This is a genomic window from Sporosarcina sp. Y1009 (assembly GCF_057669865.1).
Genome location: NZ_JBYHFO010000002.1, coordinates 13,898 through 29,068 on the forward strand (window position 1 = coordinate 13,898; position 15,171 = coordinate 29,068).

At 38.8% G+C, this 15,171-nt stretch carries 16 protein-coding genes; 1 reads left to right on the forward strand and 15 read right to left on the reverse strand.

What is annotated here, in order from left to right:
* Nucleotides 1-16 precede the first annotated feature (16 nt).
* The 7 genes from ccsB to AC25Y1_RS02690 form a co-directional block, all read right to left on the reverse strand.
* Complete coding sequence (ccsB, locus tag AC25Y1_RS02660) at nt 17-1,201, reverse strand: c-type cytochrome biogenesis protein CcsB (RefSeq protein WP_488146399.1); 1,185 nt, start codon at nt 1,199-1,201, stop codon at nt 17-19.
* Nucleotides 1,201-2,853, reverse strand: a complete 1,653-nt coding sequence (resB, locus tag AC25Y1_RS02665) for a cytochrome c biogenesis protein ResB (RefSeq protein WP_488146400.1) — start codon at nt 2,851-2,853, stop codon at nt 1,201-1,203. The genes ccsB and resB overlap by 1 nt, the downstream gene beginning before the upstream one ends.
* A 12-nt stretch (nt 2,854-2,865) precedes the next feature.
* Nucleotides 2,866-3,411, reverse strand: a complete 546-nt coding sequence (resA, locus tag AC25Y1_RS02670; RefSeq protein ID WP_488146401.1) for a thiol-disulfide oxidoreductase ResA — start codon at nt 3,409-3,411, stop codon at nt 2,866-2,868.
* A 98-nt stretch (nt 3,412-3,509) separates the two neighbouring features.
* Nucleotides 3,510-4,241: a pseudouridine synthase gene (locus tag AC25Y1_RS02675; protein ID WP_488146402.1), complete on the reverse strand. Its 732-nt coding sequence runs from the start codon at nt 4,239-4,241 to the stop codon at nt 3,510-3,512.
* Nucleotides 4,242-4,371: 130 nt separating this feature from the next.
* The gene (locus AC25Y1_RS02680) at nt 4,372-5,370 is read right to left on the reverse strand and encodes a D-alanyl-D-alanine carboxypeptidase family protein (RefSeq protein WP_488146403.1); all 999 of its coding nucleotides are present in this window, start codon (nt 5,368-5,370) and stop codon (nt 4,372-4,374) included.
* On the reverse strand, nt 5,367-5,978 hold the full coding sequence (scpB, locus tag AC25Y1_RS02685) for an SMC-Scp complex subunit ScpB (RefSeq protein WP_488146404.1): 612 nt from the start codon (nt 5,976-5,978) through the stop codon (nt 5,367-5,369). Before scpB ends, AC25Y1_RS02680 begins: the two co-directional genes overlap by 4 nt.
* Nucleotides 5,968-6,729, reverse strand: a complete 762-nt coding sequence (locus tag AC25Y1_RS02690; protein ID WP_488146405.1) for a segregation/condensation protein A — start codon at nt 6,727-6,729, stop codon at nt 5,968-5,970. The genes scpB and AC25Y1_RS02690 overlap by 11 nt, the downstream gene beginning before the upstream one ends.
* A gap of 48 nt (nt 6,730-6,777) precedes the next feature.
* On the opposite strand from AC25Y1_RS02690, the gene AC25Y1_RS02695 reads away from it, so the two are divergent.
* Nucleotides 6,778-7,290, forward strand: a complete 513-nt coding sequence (locus AC25Y1_RS02695) for a DUF309 domain-containing protein (RefSeq protein WP_488146406.1) — start codon at nt 6,778-6,780, stop codon at nt 7,288-7,290.
* On the opposite strand, the gene AC25Y1_RS02700 is transcribed toward AC25Y1_RS02695, so the two are convergent.
* From AC25Y1_RS02700 to deoB, 8 genes are all read right to left on the reverse strand, one after another.
* Nucleotides 7,287-7,649: a GNAT family N-acetyltransferase gene (locus AC25Y1_RS02700; protein WP_488146407.1), complete on the reverse strand. Its 363-nt coding sequence runs from the start codon at nt 7,647-7,649 to the stop codon at nt 7,287-7,289. The genes AC25Y1_RS02695 and AC25Y1_RS02700 overlap by 4 nt on opposite strands.
* Before the next feature lie 346 nt (nt 7,650-7,995).
* Complete coding sequence (gene lysA, locus AC25Y1_RS02705; RefSeq protein WP_488146408.1) at nt 7,996-9,324, reverse strand: diaminopimelate decarboxylase; 1,329 nt, start codon at nt 9,322-9,324, stop codon at nt 7,996-7,998.
* A 70-nt stretch (nt 9,325-9,394) separates the two neighbouring features.
* Nucleotides 9,395-10,843 (reverse strand): spore germination protein, encoded by a 1,449-nt coding sequence (locus tag AC25Y1_RS02710; RefSeq protein WP_488146409.1) that lies wholly within the window; start codon nt 10,841-10,843, stop codon nt 9,395-9,397.
* A 15-nt stretch (nt 10,844-10,858) separates the two neighbouring features.
* Complete coding sequence (locus tag AC25Y1_RS02715; RefSeq protein ID WP_488146410.1) at nt 10,859-11,638, reverse strand: SigF/SigG family RNA polymerase sporulation sigma factor; 780 nt, start codon at nt 11,636-11,638, stop codon at nt 10,859-10,861.
* 3 nt (nt 11,639-11,641) lie between these two features.
* Nucleotides 11,642-12,088, reverse strand: a complete 447-nt coding sequence (gene spoIIAB, locus AC25Y1_RS02720; protein ID WP_488146411.1) for an anti-sigma F factor — start codon at nt 12,086-12,088, stop codon at nt 11,642-11,644.
* Nucleotides 12,078-12,431: an STAS domain-containing protein gene (locus AC25Y1_RS02725; protein WP_488146412.1), complete on the reverse strand. Its 354-nt coding sequence runs from the start codon at nt 12,429-12,431 to the stop codon at nt 12,078-12,080. Before AC25Y1_RS02725 ends, spoIIAB begins: the two co-directional genes overlap by 11 nt.
* 221 nt (nt 12,432-12,652) lie before the next feature.
* Nucleotides 12,653-13,954: a pyrimidine-nucleoside phosphorylase gene (locus tag AC25Y1_RS02730; protein ID WP_488146413.1), complete on the reverse strand. Its 1,302-nt coding sequence runs from the start codon at nt 13,952-13,954 to the stop codon at nt 12,653-12,655.
* Nucleotides 13,955-13,957: 3 nt separating this feature from the next.
* Nucleotides 13,958-15,154: a phosphopentomutase gene (gene deoB / locus AC25Y1_RS02735; RefSeq protein ID WP_488146414.1), complete on the reverse strand. Its 1,197-nt coding sequence runs from the start codon at nt 15,152-15,154 to the stop codon at nt 13,958-13,960.
* Between the last annotated feature and the right edge of the window lie 17 nt (nt 15,155-15,171).

Below are 15,171 nucleotides of genomic sequence, written 5' to 3' on the forward strand. Positions count from 1 at the left end.
TGCAGTCTCTATTTAGTTATGCGTAAGAATGCAACCCTGCAAGGATTAAGTTTACAGCAATTAAGTTAAACATGATGATTACAAAACCAATTACAGCTAGCCAAGCTGACTTTTTACCTTCCCATCCACGAGAAAGACGCAAATGTAGAAATGCCGCATAAAATAGCCATGTAATTAGTGCCCAAACTTCTTTGGGATCCCAGCCCCAGAATCTCGACCATGCTTCGTGTGCCCAAATCATTGCGAATATTAAAGCACCAAGTGTAAATACAGGGAAACCTATCAATACTGCACGGTAGCCTATCTCATCCATTAAACGCGTGTTCGCTTTTTTGGCGAATGGTTGCATTAACGTCGCAACTGGCCTACGAATAATCAGCCGTAATATAAGATAGAGAATAGTCCCGGTAGCCACTGACCATACAAAAGTTGTTAATGTCTTTGCATTCACAATTGCTGGCATTTCAAACCACGGCGTCATTGCTTCAGGTGTCAAAGCCTCATATTCATTCATACCGAACAGTGGTGGGTAAGTATATTCTATTTTACTTAAATTACCGTTTTTATCGACAAATGTAAATTCAGATTCGTTTCCTATCACAGAGAAAACAGTTGACGAAAGGATGAATCCAACAACCAAAACTAATGTGAATATTACAGATTCCAACCAAAAACGTTCTTTTGATTTTTTCGTTAAATCAACGTTTTTCAGTAGTAAAACAAGTCCAGCTACCGCACTAATTGCAAGAATTGCTTCTCCAAGTGCTGCTGTAATAACGTGTACCGTCAACCAGTAGCTCTTAAGCGCTGGAATAAGCGGTGTGATTTCAGTCGGGAACATACTTGCATAGCCAATAATAATGACTGCAATCGGCAATGCAAACAATCCTAATGAGGGTGTTCTATACATATAAAACAGTAAGATGAAAGCACCAACAAGCATCATTGCAAATGCAGTCGTAAATTCAAACATATTACTAACCGGTGCATGACCGGATGCTATCCATCTTGTGATGAAATAGCCAATATGCGTTAGAAATCCAACAGCTGTAACGATAATTCCAATGGTTCCCCATTTACTATTTTTGTATGCTTTTTCTGAGTTGGCACCTTTAACGGCCCCTCCGAAGAAAAGCGTTGCAACTAAATATGCGATAAATGAAACTAGCAGTAAATTAGAACTTAATGACGCAAAATCCATTAGTTAAAGTCCCCTTTCTCATCGTCCAGTTCGGACTCCTTATCTTCACGATCTTCGTATTCAGGTAAATTTGCATATGCTTGTACTTGGTCAATTTCTTTACGCAAGGAGAACCAGTTCTTATTCGTATGACTTGCAAGCAATATCTCATTACCTTCTCCTTTTTGAACCCATATTCTTCTATGGTTCCAATAAGAGCCTTGTGAAACACCGATCATGAACACGATTCCACCAAGAAGTAACATATATAATGTTCTATCCTTCCGAATAGTCAAACCAGATATATCACGAGTTTCGGCACTTAGGAAATTCGCCTTATAATCATTTTCATCTGTTTCGAGTGTTTGTTGAATTGCGACAAAACTCATTTCACCTTGTGGTTTTTCCGGTGTGATCATTTTAAAGATAAAAGCAGGATTATTTGGAATCGGTGATTTTGAGAATGGTTCGCCGTCTTTAATCCCATCATAATCCGCATAGTATTCTCTTAGTTCAACAACCGCACCATTCCCGAGATCATATTGCTTCTCCGGCGTAATGAGGTCTATCGTGAACTCACCTAATGACTCTTCAGACGACTTCTCAGTTAACTGAAATGTCATAGATTTTAATTCACCAAGACGGAAATCCATTTGGAAAATACTATAACCATCAAACTTTAATGGATGGTTTACAATGATTGAATCCTCTTTGACGACTTCAATGTTCTCAGTTTGTCCAGGAACTGCATCTTCAGCATTTTTATATAACGTAACGTCAGTCTGATAATTTTCCGCAATGGTTCCTACACGTTCTAAGGCAGTACTGAAAACCTCATTTCCTTCGTCTTCAGCTGAATAATTTTCCATCGTAAATCCGTTATTTTCAAGATAGTATCCAGGCGCACCAGGAATCTCTAATTTTTCGCCTTCTCTAATCCAAAGTGTTTCATCTACGTAAAACCCTGGGATTCCACGAAGTAAAATCGCACTTAGGAATATAATTAATCCAGTATGGTTAACGTACGGACCCCATCTAGAGAAACGGTTTTTTTCAGCTAGAATTGCACCATCTTCAATTTTTACAATATATCGTAATTTCTTTAGCTTTTCGGCTGCTTTTTCAATGGAGACGTCTGCATCTTCAACTTCTCCGATGCCATAAATTCGTTGCCGTTTCATAAATGATGGATGGCGTTTTGTTCGTTGTTTTTTTAATGATTTATATAGTGGAATGACTCTATCAACACTCGCGATGATAATAGATGTTCCGAGCATTCCAATTAGCGTTATAAACCACCAACTATTGTACATATCATGAAATCCGAGATTATAATAAATGACGCCAACAAAGCCGTATAATCGCTCGTAATATTCACCTAATTCAGCGTCTGAGACAGGAACGTATAGTTTTTGTGGGAATAATGTTCCTATTGCAGAGGTTGCTAGAACTGCAATGATGATACTGATTCCAATTTTTACACTTGAAAAGAAATTCCATATCTTATCAATGATTGTTCGCTTATATGTTTGTGATCTACGCGCAGAACCTTCGTAACGCATATCAACAGTTTTACTTTTAATAGCATCTTCAGTCTGCGGTCTACCACATCGCTCACAAAGCACCGTGCCAAATGGATTCTCATGGCCGCACTGGCATTTGATCTTGCTCATTTTTTAGACTCCTTACTCGGGTTGAATGCTTTTCATAAACGAATGTATTTCGTCTTCTGACATTCCCTTTGTTATTATATCTTCAATAATCCCATCTTTATTAATGAGAATCGTAGTTGGAAGTGGCAAAACATTATAGGCCTGCCTGACACTTTCATCTGGATCCCTAACGATAGGGTATGTTAAATCCATTTGATCTCTAAAGGATTCCGCCTTTAAAACGGTATCTTTAAGATTAACGGCTAATATTTGAACTCCTTTATCCTCAAACTCTTTATATTGATTTTCCATGTAAGGCATTTCTGTTTTACAAGGTGGACACCATGAGCCCCAGAAGTTCAAGAAAACTCCCTCACCTTTGTAATCAGAAAGACGATGTTTGTTTCCGTCTAAATCCATAAGTTCAAAATCAGGCGCATGATCACCGATCGCGATCACCTTAACTTTATCACGTGTGGTGATAGCAAATATAATTGCTGCTGCCAGCAGAATAAGTACAATCGTTCGAATGATTAATCGGTTTTTCTTTTTTGCAGCAATTCGATTTTGTTGCGACATTCATACAACCTCCAAATAAATAATCTGATTACATTATAACAAATGACGGCCATTAAGCTTTTGATATTAATGAATTAAGTGTGAACGGAATATGGGTTTTATCCTATTTTCCCAGTTTCCGCTAAAACTCTTAATTGTTTTACTTCATGAATTGTTAGCTCTCTAGCTTCCCCTGCGTTTAAACCACGAGTCGATAAAATTGCAAATTCTTCTCGTTTTAAACTATCGACAGGACAGCCAATCGCATCAAACATCCGACGAACTTGTCTGTTTCTACCTTCGTGAATCGTAATCTCAACAATCGCAGTTTGCGTCTTTTTATCCAGTGATTGCATTTTTACATTTGCTGGAGCTGTCATCCCGTCTTCAAGTTCTATACCTCGCTCAAGTTTACGTAAATTTTCCCTCGATGGAATGCCTTTTACTTTTGCGATATATTTTTTCTTGATTTCAAATTTCGGATGCGTCATCAAATAAGAAAAGTCTCCATCATTCGTTAGGATAATAACGCCTGATGTATCATAATCGAGTCGTCCAACAGGATATATTCTTTCTTCGATTAGCGGGAAAAAATCCACAACGGTTTTCCTTCCCTTATCATCATTTGCTGTTGAAATAACGCCTTTGGGTTTATATAAAAGATAATAAACATTTTCCTCTTTTACGATTTGAACTCCTTCAACTTCAACTTGATCCGTCATTGAGACACGTGTTCCTAGCTCAGTCACCGTAACCCCGTTGACCTTTACTTTTCCACCCACAATTAGTTCCTCTGATTTTCTTCTAGAAGCAATTCCTGCTTGTGCCATTACCTTTTGTAATCTTTCCATTTCGTTCACCCCGTCCTACGTACTGTGAAAAATTATGTCATACTTTGCGCCAAATTAAAAGAAGACTGTCCTATAATTAGGTCAGTCTTCCTATAGTCGCCATATTTCCGACGTAATTATCAAATTGACTTTATTGTGTGAGAATTATTTCAGAGGTGATTAATGGCTCATTGTCAAAATAGACCGTCCATTGCCCGACACTCTTTTTGTTTTTCCCGCGTGGAATTCGAACAATATGGGAAACTTTATCCTTTTCACCTTTTTTCAGTAACAGTTGTAGGGGCTTTTCAATTTCACCCACCATCCCAGGAAGGATTGAATATGTCCCTTTTTTCGCAACTGTAACTAGATTATGCGTCGAAAATGCTTCTTCTGATAAATATCTATGTGTATTCCAATCATTTCCGTCATTCAATGTCACGACAATCACTTTTTTATCATCTTTCTCAAAATACGTGACTAGCGTTCGTCCAGCTGCTTTGGTAAAACCAGTTTTCCCAGCAATAGCCGTCTCATTTGACAGGATTAACCGATGTTTGTTTTGCCATCTATAACTTTCATTATTAAGTTTATAGTCATACGTATGCGCTGTTGCGATTTTCCTGAAAGTCTCATTACGCATGGCATAAAACATCATTAACGCTGTATCATAAGCTGTTGAGATGTGGAGATCATTGTGTAGTCCTGATGGATTAGTAAAATGAGTATCGTTTAAACCATACAAGACTGCATTCTCATTCATTAAATCTACAAAACCTTGGAGTGACCCTCCAGCATGCTCCGCTAGCGCATATGCCGCATCATTACCTGATCGTAGCATAAGTCCATATAACAAACCTTCCACATCAGCAGTGGTGTCTTGCTTTAAATAGATTGATGACCCTTCAGAGGCAGCTGCGGCCGGGGAAATTGTTGTCATTCCAAGCGAAGCACCACTTTCTAATACAGTGAATGCGGTCCATATTTTCGTTAGGCTCGCGATTGGAAGGGGAACATTTTCGTTCGACCCCGAGAGTATTCGTCCTGTTTCAGCATCTATTACAACCCAAGCGGAATGCGCACTTGCTTCTTTACCTCCAGCAAACAACATGATGGCCATAAAAAGAAGAAGTGCAATGGCTCGTTTCAAGTAGTATTTCCTCCTCCATCATTTTCAACTCTAAATGCTTCTTGAAATTGCGTCATAAATAAATCAGTATTTCCGTCATCTTCCTCTTCTCTCACGATTAAAGGCGGTAAACCTTCAATTGACTCTAATCCAAATCGATCCAAAAACAACTTTGTCGTTCCATATAATATCGCCCGTCCAGTTCCTTCTGAACGTCCCATCTCCATGACAAACCCCCTTGCTACCAACGTATGTATTGGACCTTCTGATTTAACACCTCGAAGATCATCGATTTCGACGCGAGTGACAGGTTGTTTATATGCAATAATTGCCAAAACTTCTAAAGAAGCTTTTGAAATTGACTGCGGAGACGGGTTTTCAAGTAATCGCTTGATACTATCAGCAAACTTTGCTTTTGTGACAAGCCTATAAGACCCCCCATATTTTTTTAATGTGATCCCTCTTTCAATTTGTTCTTCATAATTTTGAAGCATTGTTGCTAATGAATTTCTCACAGCGGATTCGCCTTGTTCAGTTACAGTCATCAATTGTTTGATCGTTAGACCTTCGTCACCTGCAATAAACAAAAAACTTTCAATCATTCCTTGCAAACTCGTTTTATCTTCCATCGGTATCACCATCTTTCACGTACGTTACAATTAGATTAGCAAAGTTATTCGTTTGCTCAACAAAAACATCGCCCCTTAATGTCAATTCAAGGATTGACATAAATGTAACAATAAGCTCGCTTGTATCTCCTTCTTCGAAAAGCGTGCTAAAATCACAACGACCACCATTTACAGCAAGACGTCCCATTATTTCATCCATCTTATCACCGACAGACAACTCTGTTTTGGTGACATTAGCTGAAATAGGGGCTTTTAATCTATTTCGATCCATCATTTTCTGAAATGCGCCAATTAAATCAAATACATTTAAACTTTCTTCTCCGCCAACCGATACAACTTCACCAAATTGCGCTAAATCACCGGGTGATTTTGTAAAATGATCTAGTCGGTTATCCGCCGACTCTTTTAAACTATCAGCCGCTTCTTTATATTTTCTGTATTCAATAAGACGCGCAACAAGTTCATCTCTTGGATCTTCCTCAATATCGAAATCGGCTTCATCACCAAAATCTTCTCCCTCGTGAATGGGAAGCAACATTTTACTCTTAATCTCAATGAGGGTTGCAGCCAATACGAGGTATTCACTGAGTTCGTCTAGTCGAAGTACCCTCATCGCATGGATGTGCTCCATATACTGTTCGGTCAGTTCTGACATAGGGATATCATAGATATCTATTTCTAAACGATTTATTAAATGCAATAATAGATCTAGTGGTCCTTCAAAAGCTTCGAGTCGAACTTTATAGATCAATTTTAACCACCTACCCATCAATAAATAATAGTATAAAGGAATGAAATAATGAAACCATTATATAATTCACTGTTTGTAAAGTTTATTGTTTACTTTAATGAGAATCAAGACTTTTTTGAATGCCATGAAGTTCTTGAAGAATACTGGAAACTCTTTCCCGATAAAACGAAAGAGCATCCTCTTGTTGGTTATATATTACTAGCTACCGCCATGTATCATTGGCGTAGAGGAAATACAATAGGGGCTGGGCGTTCCATTAAAAAAGCAATTACCCGACTTACGATAATAAAGAATGATTTGCACAGTTTCGCAGAAGGAATAGATATTGATTCTCTTATTAATAATAGTAAGATTGCAAGTAAACAAATTATACAAGAACAACCTTTTTCCTCATTTTCCATTAAAGTAACTTCTTCAAAAATTGAAAGGCTCATAAAAAGTATTCAACCAAAGATGGATTTACTTCCTTTTGAAAGTAAAGCTGTTATTCATAAACATATGCTCAGAGACCGCACAGATATTCTGAGAGAACGGAAAAAAAATAAGAGGGGCAGACCTTAGTCGCCTCCTCCTTCGTTACTATTGCATTTTTTTAAAAAAGCATCCGTTTCGTCTGTACTCAGACAAACTTTATCAGGATATTGCTCTTGAATTTTCTCAACGATTTCTTTTCCAATTCCTTCACCTCGAAAGGAAGGATTGACAGATAGATGATGCAAAGTAAAAGTTTCTGCATTCATTTCAATTCCGAGGATGCCTATAAAGTCTTCCCCTTTTTTCCAAAGAAACAACTGCCAACTTTCATCAGTTTCATATTGTTGAATTGTTTCTTGTAACGCTTTCACACTATGTTCTCCAGGCATATAAGATAATAAGCCCATCGCAATTTTCCCATAGGTCCTCTTGTAACGTACAAGCATAATTGTGAATCCCTTCTTTTCTAAAAAAAGACTCCGTCCAATACCATCGAGACCACTGAATAAATATAGAAAAATCTTTGATAACATCACTCTCTGATTTAGCTCGAAGACTTAAGTGTCCCACGAAAAAGTGCGCAAGACAAAACGCGCTTACCGAATGCATAACTAAATCATTTCGTAGTTGGCAACAACTTCAACTATATTTTTCAGAAGCCTCATGACAGGCCCTTTTTGATAATTATTTGTTATTGTGGATCAATTATAGGTACTACAAAAAACCAATAGACCGCTCCCCAAATAACAGACACGACGAGAATTCCTAAGAAAAGCATTAAGTTGCGTTTTCTCATATTTCTTCTCCTCGCTTAACTTTTTGTAAAGGTAAATCAAGTCGCAAAATGTCTTCATAAGTTTCACGTCTAACAACGAGTTGATCTTCTCCGTTTTCTACAAAAACAATTGCTGGTCTTGGCAATCGATTATAATTACTCGACATAGAATAACTATATGCGCCAGTACAAAAAGTTGCAATGATATCTCCCTCACTCGGTGATGCAATCATCGCTTCCTCAATTAATTTATCGCCTGATTCGCAACATTTCCCTGCGATTGTTACTTTCTTATTATGCGGCTCTGTCATTCGGTTTGCAGATACTGCTGTATACTTCGCACCATATAAAGCTGGTCGTATATTATCTGACATTCCGCCATCTACTGCAATATATTCACGTACACCTGGAATTGTTTTCATGCTTCCAGCTGTATATAGAGTAGTTCCAGCATCTCCTACAAGTGATCTACCTGGCTCTATCCATATTTCTGGGATCGGATAATTGTATGTACGTGTCATGGTTAACACAACATTTGCCATCTCTTCGACATATTCAGCTGGACTTAATGGATGATCCGCTTCTGTGTAACGTATCCCAAATCCACCACCTAAGTTTAAAACACGGCAAACGAAGTTATCTCGGTTCCGCCAAGAAATCATTTTTTCAATCAAAGTTTCAGCAGCAACCCGAAAAGCATTCGTTTCGAAAATCTGCGATCCAATATGGCAATGCATACCTAATATCGTTATTAATGGATGATCTAGTAGTTGAAGAAATGCTTCATCTGCTTGTCCATTTTTTAAATCAAATCCAAACTTGGAATCTTCTTGACCCGTTGTAATATAGTCATGGGTATGCGCTTCAATCCCTGGAGTTACCCGAAGTAAAACATCCATCTCTTGGTTTCTAGACTCAGCAATTTCTTTAACCATTGAAATTTCCAAGAAATTATCAATCACAATACAACCAATCTTTTCGTCAAAAGCATATTCAATTTCACTATAGCTTTTATTATTCCCATGAAAATGAATCTTTTCTCTAGGGAAATCTGCTTGAACGGCGGTGTATAATTCACCACCAGAAACAACATCGAGCGATAGACCTTCTTGTTTTGCGACTTCATAAATAGCGATTGATGAAAAAGCTTTACTTGCATAGGCAACTTGCGCTTTAATCCCCGCATTTTGAAAAGTCTTTTTGAAAGCTTTAGCCCGTTCTCGGAACAAATTTATATCATAAACAATTAACGGTGTTCCATACACATTAGCAAGATCGACGGTATCCATACCGCCAATCGCTAAATGACCTTTATCATTAATTGACTGCGTTCCATACAGATGCATAGAGGCTATTCCTCCTTCTAAATTTTACTATCTTAAATTTTATCATAGAAAGTGGAGGAGTTGCAAAGTTCTATTTTGTCCGGTCTCTTTCCGGGGCATCTGTAATGTATGGACGCGGGACATCGGCAGTCATTGGAAACCTGATAAGTACTCGCATCATCGCAGTAGGAAAAAACGGTACAGCTGGCCAGAGATAAGGAACATTCATTGGTTTTAATGAACATAGGTAATAAAACAAAACGGCTATGGAAAGGAAAAATCCGGGTGCACCTAAAATTGCGGTCGACAAAAGTATACATATCCTGAAAATTTTCGTCGTGATACTTAGTTCATACGAAGGAATTGCAAATGTTAAAATCGCACTTACAGCAACATAAAGAACAACTTCTGGTGTAAATAACCCAACATCAATTGCAACTTGTCCAATGACAATTGCTGCCACCAAGCCCATAGCTGTCGACATGGGGGTAGGTGTATGAATAGCAGCCATTCGAAGCACTTCAATGCCGACGTCTGCCAGCAACAATTGAACCAATAGGGGAACTTCTCCAATATCCTTAGGACCGATATAGCTCATAAAATCGGGAAGATAATGCTGCTCTGTTGCAAGTAAGTACCAAAACGGTAAAAGAACAAGGCTTAATCCAGTGCCTATAAAACGGTTGATCCGAACAAAAGTACCAATTAGAGGCGCTTGTCTATACTCTTCTGCATGTTGTAGGTGATGAAACAATGAAATCGGAACAAGTATAACGGACGGCGATGTGTCGACCACGATAGCAATATGTCCTTCCAATAAATGCGCAGCACAAATATCTGGCCGTTCAGTATACCGAACAAAAGGCATGGGGTTAAATCCTTGTTTGAATAAAAACTCCTCAAGTGATTTGTCTGTCATCGTAAGCCCATCATGTATGATTTTTTTTAGTCGCTCACGTATAAAATCAAGGTTCTTTTCACTTGCCGCACCTTGGATATAGGCGATAGCAATATCCGTTTTCCCATTCACAGTCACTTGGTGCATCTCAAATCGTAATTTTTCCGTCCGAAGCCGCCTGCGAATAAGCGCAGTGTTTATGACGATGTTTTCTGTAAAACCGTCTCTAGCCCCTCGGATAACTTTTTCATTATCAGGCTCCTCAGGTTGTCTACCCGGATAAGACCTAGCGTCAATAATGAACGCGTAACCACTAGGTGTAACAAATGCAACCTGTCCACTTAAAATTGACGTTAGAAATTCATCTCGATCTTTTACTTCGGTGACGGCATGGTACGGAAAAAACGAAAGAAAACGCTCATTATCGTTTTCTTCCGATTCATCCCAACCATCAGTCCCTTGCATTTCAGTTAAGAGCGATATCAAGCTATCCCCGTCGACAAGTCCATTGATATACAAAAGTAAGGCAGGCATATCCCACAAGTGAATCGACCGTGCAGTCGCATCATATGATTCCCCCTTACCAAAACACTTATAAAACCATTCTTCTCCCTCTTTCATTGATCTGAAAAGTTTTTCCATCGTTAAAATCCGTCCTCACTTTTTAACTGTACTTTCCTCTAAGTTGGCACCCATCCATGATTTTAATTGGGCTAATATTTTCTTTTCTAATCTTGACACTTGAACTTGTGATATGCCTATTCTTTCGGCAATGTCACTTTGTGTACAATCCAAATAGTAGCGCATGTAAATAATCGTTTGATCTCTTTTGTTTAATTTTGATATCACATCGCGTAATGGAATATGATCGAACACTCTTTCAGAGCGATCATCTCTTAATTGATCCATTAACGTTAGACTATCGCCTTCATTTTCATATAATTGTTCATGAAGTGACGCTGGATCTCGAAGTGCATCTGATGCAAGGATGACATCATCTAATTTAACTTCTAATATTTCAGCAATCTCTGCTAAAGTTGGATACTTTCCACTCTTTTTTACATAATCATCGGTTGCATGACGAATTTTAAAACTAAGTTCGCGAATTGATCGGCTCACTTTTACCATGCCGTCATCACGTAAGAAGCGTTGAATCTCTCCCACAATCATTGGTACTGCGTAAGTCGAAAACTTTACTTCATAAGAAAGGTCAAATTTATCAATAGACTTCATAAGTCCTATACAACCAATTTGAAATAAGTCTTCCGGGTCTGCGCCACGAGAAGCAAAACGTTGAACAATCGACCAAACGAGACGCGTATTACCTTCTACCATCATTTTGCGCGCCTCTTTATCGCCTTCTTGTGAAATCTTAATTAGTTCTCTCATCTTCTCTTGGGACAATAATGCATGCTTTTTTTCAACGGATGCGTCCATACGTCACCTCATTCTGCTCGTTTCCGTAATCGGAGAAAATCTTTTCTCGAATTTGACTACAGTACCTGAGCCAATTACCGATTCGACGGACAAGCTATCCGAAAAACTCTCCATAATTGTAAAACCCATTCCTGAACGCTCCATATGCGGTTTACTGGTGTACATCGGTTCCATTGCCCTTGCTAAATCATCGATACCAGCCCCTTCATCACTCACTATCATTGAAACCGTTTCGTCATCAATTTTTGCGTGAATAGTTACTAGACTTTTCCCATCATTTTCATATCCATGTAGAATCGCATTTGTAACCGCTTCGGACACAATCGTTTTAAATTCTGAAATTTCTTCGATTGTTGGATCCAATGGGGTAATGAAGCACGTCATCGCCATTCGTGCAAGTGCTTCGTTTTCTTCAATAGCAACAAATGATAAAGTCATCTCATTTTTCATGTACAACCCCTCCAATCTCCCCGATCGCTTCTTCGATCGAACAATATCTAATATGTTCACCTAGACCTGAAAAGCCAAAAATCTTTTTCATGGTTGCTGATGGATTCAGAATAAGTGTTTCACCGCCAATTGGAGCCAAATCACGCATCCTTCCTAGTATTAGTCCAATACCAGCGCTATCCATAAAACCCAGTCCTTCCAAATCCCAAATTACTGCACGCACTTGTCCTGTAAAGATTGCCGATGAAATTTCCGAACGGATTTGATTTGCCTTATGATTGTCTAGTTCACCTCTTAGTGTTGCTATTAAAATCCCGTTTCTCATAATCTCAACTTTCGCCATAGAAAATCCCTCCTTCATGCGCTTTATTCCACATCTATAAAGGGGAATCCTTTGACTTAGCAAAACTAGTCAACAACCGGTAAAACTTCTTAATTTTCGACATTAACCCGCTCTCCTTAGAAGTATTGACCGCTTCGAATTGATTTACACATAGAATATAAAAAAGCTATCCTATTAACCAAATTTCGGTTAAATAAGATAGCTACTTTTAATATATTTTATTATGAAATGACATCACCAATTAGTTTTGGCGGTTTTACTGCTTCATCACCTATAATAATATGTCTTTGTAGAAGTTCTGTTGTTTGCTGAACATCCTTTGTATTTGAATGGATAACAGCAATCACATCTCCTTCTTGAACAGAGTCACCTATTTTCTTTTTCAAAACAATCCCTACAGACAAATCAATTTCATCATCTTTGGCTGCACGGCCAGCTCCTAATAACATTGCGGCAACACCCACATCGTTTGCATCAATCGCGTTAACGAACCCTGACCGGTTAGCTTGAACTTCTATTTTGAATTCAGCTTGTGGGAGAAAAGAAGTATCATGAATAACTGCGCGATTCCCACCTTGCGCTTCAATCAAAGTACCAAACAACTCAAGTGCCGAGCCGTCTTTGATGACTTTTTCCAGCATTTTACGTCCCTCTTCTAAAGACTCAGCTTTCTCACCGACAACGAGCATTTGGCTACCAAGTACAAGACAGAGTTCTGTTAAGTCTTCCGGGCCTTCTCCTTTTAGCGTTTCAATGGCTTCTATGACTTCGAGTGAATTTCCAATGGCAAACCCTAAAGGTTGACTCATGTCAGAGATGATGGCCATGGTTTTTCGACCTACTTGATTGCCTATCGTCACCATGGAATTTGCTAACTTCACTGCTTCTTCTTTCTCTTTCATAAAAGCCCCATTGCCTGTCTTTACATCAAGGACAATGGCATCGGCCCCCGCCGCAATTTTTTTACTCATGATAGAACTTGCAATTAGCGGAATACTATCTACTGTCGCAGTTACATCCCGTAATGCGTAAATTTTCTGATCAGCAGGTGTTAAGTTTTTACTTTGACCAATTATCGCAAGTTTTAACGTATTTACCTGTTTTACAAATTCTTCACTAGACAACTCGATATGAAAACCCTCAATCGCCTCTAGTTTGTCGAGTGTGCCGCCTGTATGTCCAAGTCCTCTACCACTCATCTTAGCAACTGGAACGCCACATGCAGCGACTAAAGGGACAAGTATGAGTGACGTTGTGTCGCCCACCCCACCGGTTGAATGTTTATCCACTTTAATCCCTTGTATTGATGATAAATCGATGGTGGTACCTGTCTCTACTATAGCCATTGTTAAATGAGCTTGTTCTTCCGCAGTCATACCTCTAAAATAGATGGCCATCAAAAGTGCGCTGACTTGATAATCCGGAATTGACTCTGTTGTATAACCATTGATAAAAAAGGTTATTTCCTTATCTGTCAACGAACCACCATTTCTTTTCTTCTTAATAATATCCACCATTCTCATCGTTTACTTCCCCTTTTTCTTTAATAATGATAGGAAACTTTTACCAAACTCAGGCAAGTTCACATTAAAGTTATCAGCAATCGTTGCGCCAATATCCGAGAATGTTTCGTTTACTGGCATTGGGCCGCCTTTTTTAAAGGATGGCGAATAGATGAGTAACGGAACATATTCACGGGTATGATCCGTTCCCGGAAAGACAGGATCATTCCCATGATCTGCTGTAATGATTAATAAATCATCAAATTTTAATAAATCTAGTATTTCCACGACTCTTTCATCGAATTCTTCTAGCGCTTTTCCATACCCAATTGGATCTCGGCGATGGCCGAATAAGGCATCGAAATCAACAAGATTTGTAAAACTAATGCCATGAAAATCCTTCTTCATCACTTCTAAAAGCTTATCAACACCGTCCATATTACTAACTGTTCGGACTGAAGAAGTGATGCCCTCATTATTGAATATATCTGAGATTTTACCGATTGCAATCACATCTAAACCCGCATCTTGAAGTTCATTCATCACGGTCGGATTAAAAGGTTTTAACGCATAATCATGACGATTTGTCGTTCGTGTAAAATTGCCTGGTTCACCAATAAATGGACGAGCAATCACGCGACCTACTAAATATTCTGGTGACAATGTAAGTTCTCGGGCAATTTCACAGATTTCATATTGCTCTTCAATCGGGATGATTCCTTCGTGGGCAGCAATTTGAAGAACGGGGTCTGCAGATGTGTAAACAATAATGGCACCGGATTCCATGTGTTCTTGACCTAACTCATCGATAATCCCTGTCCCACTAGCCGGCTTATTCCCAATTACTTTTCGACCAATTCTATTTTCAAGTTCGGTAATGAGTTCAGCTGGAAATCCATTAGGATAAACTTTAAAAGGTTTATCAATATTCAACCCCATAATTTCCCAGTGGCCTGTCATGGTATCTTTCCCGACAGAAGCCTCTTGCATTTTTCCGTACATCGCCAGTGGTTCATCAGCTATGGGTATACCTTCAATTTCCCTGATATTCGAAAGTCCTAGTTTAGCTAAATTGGGCATATTTAATCCACCCATCGCTTTAGCTGTACTTCCTAGCGTATCAGCACCCACATCACCAAAAAGCTCCGCATCTGGTGCTTCACCTATGCCAACTGAATCGAGCACTACGACGTGAATTCGTTTAAATTCCTCTGTTTTCATCGTACAATTCCTCCTAT

Excerpts from the sequence above, each read along its gene's own strand:
- ccsB (WP_488146399.1), bottom strand. The coding sequence starts at position 1,201 with ATGGATTTTGCGTCATTAAGTTCTAATTTACTGCTAGTTTCATTTATC.
- resB (WP_488146400.1), bottom strand. The coding sequence starts at position 2,853 with ATGAGCAAGATCAAATGCCAGTGCGGCCATGAGAATCCATTTGGCACG.
- resA (WP_488146401.1), bottom strand. The coding sequence starts at position 3,411 with ATGTCGCAACAAAATCGAATTGCTGCAAAAAAGAAAAACCGATTAATC.
- AC25Y1_RS02675 (WP_488146402.1), bottom strand. The coding sequence starts at position 4,241 with ATGGAAAGATTACAAAAGGTAATGGCACAAGCAGGAATTGCTTCTAGA.
- scpB (WP_488146404.1), bottom strand. The coding sequence starts at position 5,978 with ATGGAAGATAAAACGAGTTTGCAAGGAATGATTGAAAGTTTTTTGTTT.
- AC25Y1_RS02695 (WP_488146406.1), top strand. The coding sequence starts at position 6,778 with ATGAAACCATTATATAATTCACTGTTTGTAAAGTTTATTGTTTACTTT.
- AC25Y1_RS02700 (WP_488146407.1), bottom strand. The coding sequence starts at position 7,649 with ATGCTTGTACGTTACAAGAGGACCTATGGGAAAATTGCGATGGGCTTA.
- lysA (WP_488146408.1), bottom strand. The coding sequence starts at position 9,324 with ATGCATCTGTATGGAACGCAGTCAATTAATGATAAAGGTCATTTAGCG.
- AC25Y1_RS02710 (WP_488146409.1), bottom strand. The coding sequence starts at position 10,843 with ATGGAAAAACTTTTCAGATCAATGAAAGAGGGAGAAGAATGGTTTTAT.
- AC25Y1_RS02715 (WP_488146410.1), bottom strand. The coding sequence starts at position 11,638 with ATGGACGCATCCGTTGAAAAAAAGCATGCATTATTGTCCCAAGAGAAG.
- spoIIAB (WP_488146411.1), bottom strand. The coding sequence starts at position 12,088 with ATGAAAAATGAGATGACTTTATCATTTGTTGCTATTGAAGAAAACGAA.
- AC25Y1_RS02725 (WP_488146412.1), bottom strand. The coding sequence starts at position 12,431 with ATGGCGAAAGTTGAGATTATGAGAAACGGGATTTTAATAGCAACACTA.
- AC25Y1_RS02730 (WP_488146413.1), bottom strand. The coding sequence starts at position 13,954 with ATGAGAATGGTGGATATTATTAAGAAGAAAAGAAATGGTGGTTCGTTG.
- deoB (WP_488146414.1), bottom strand. The coding sequence starts at position 15,154 with ATGAAAACAGAGGAATTTAAACGAATTCACGTCGTAGTGCTCGATTCA.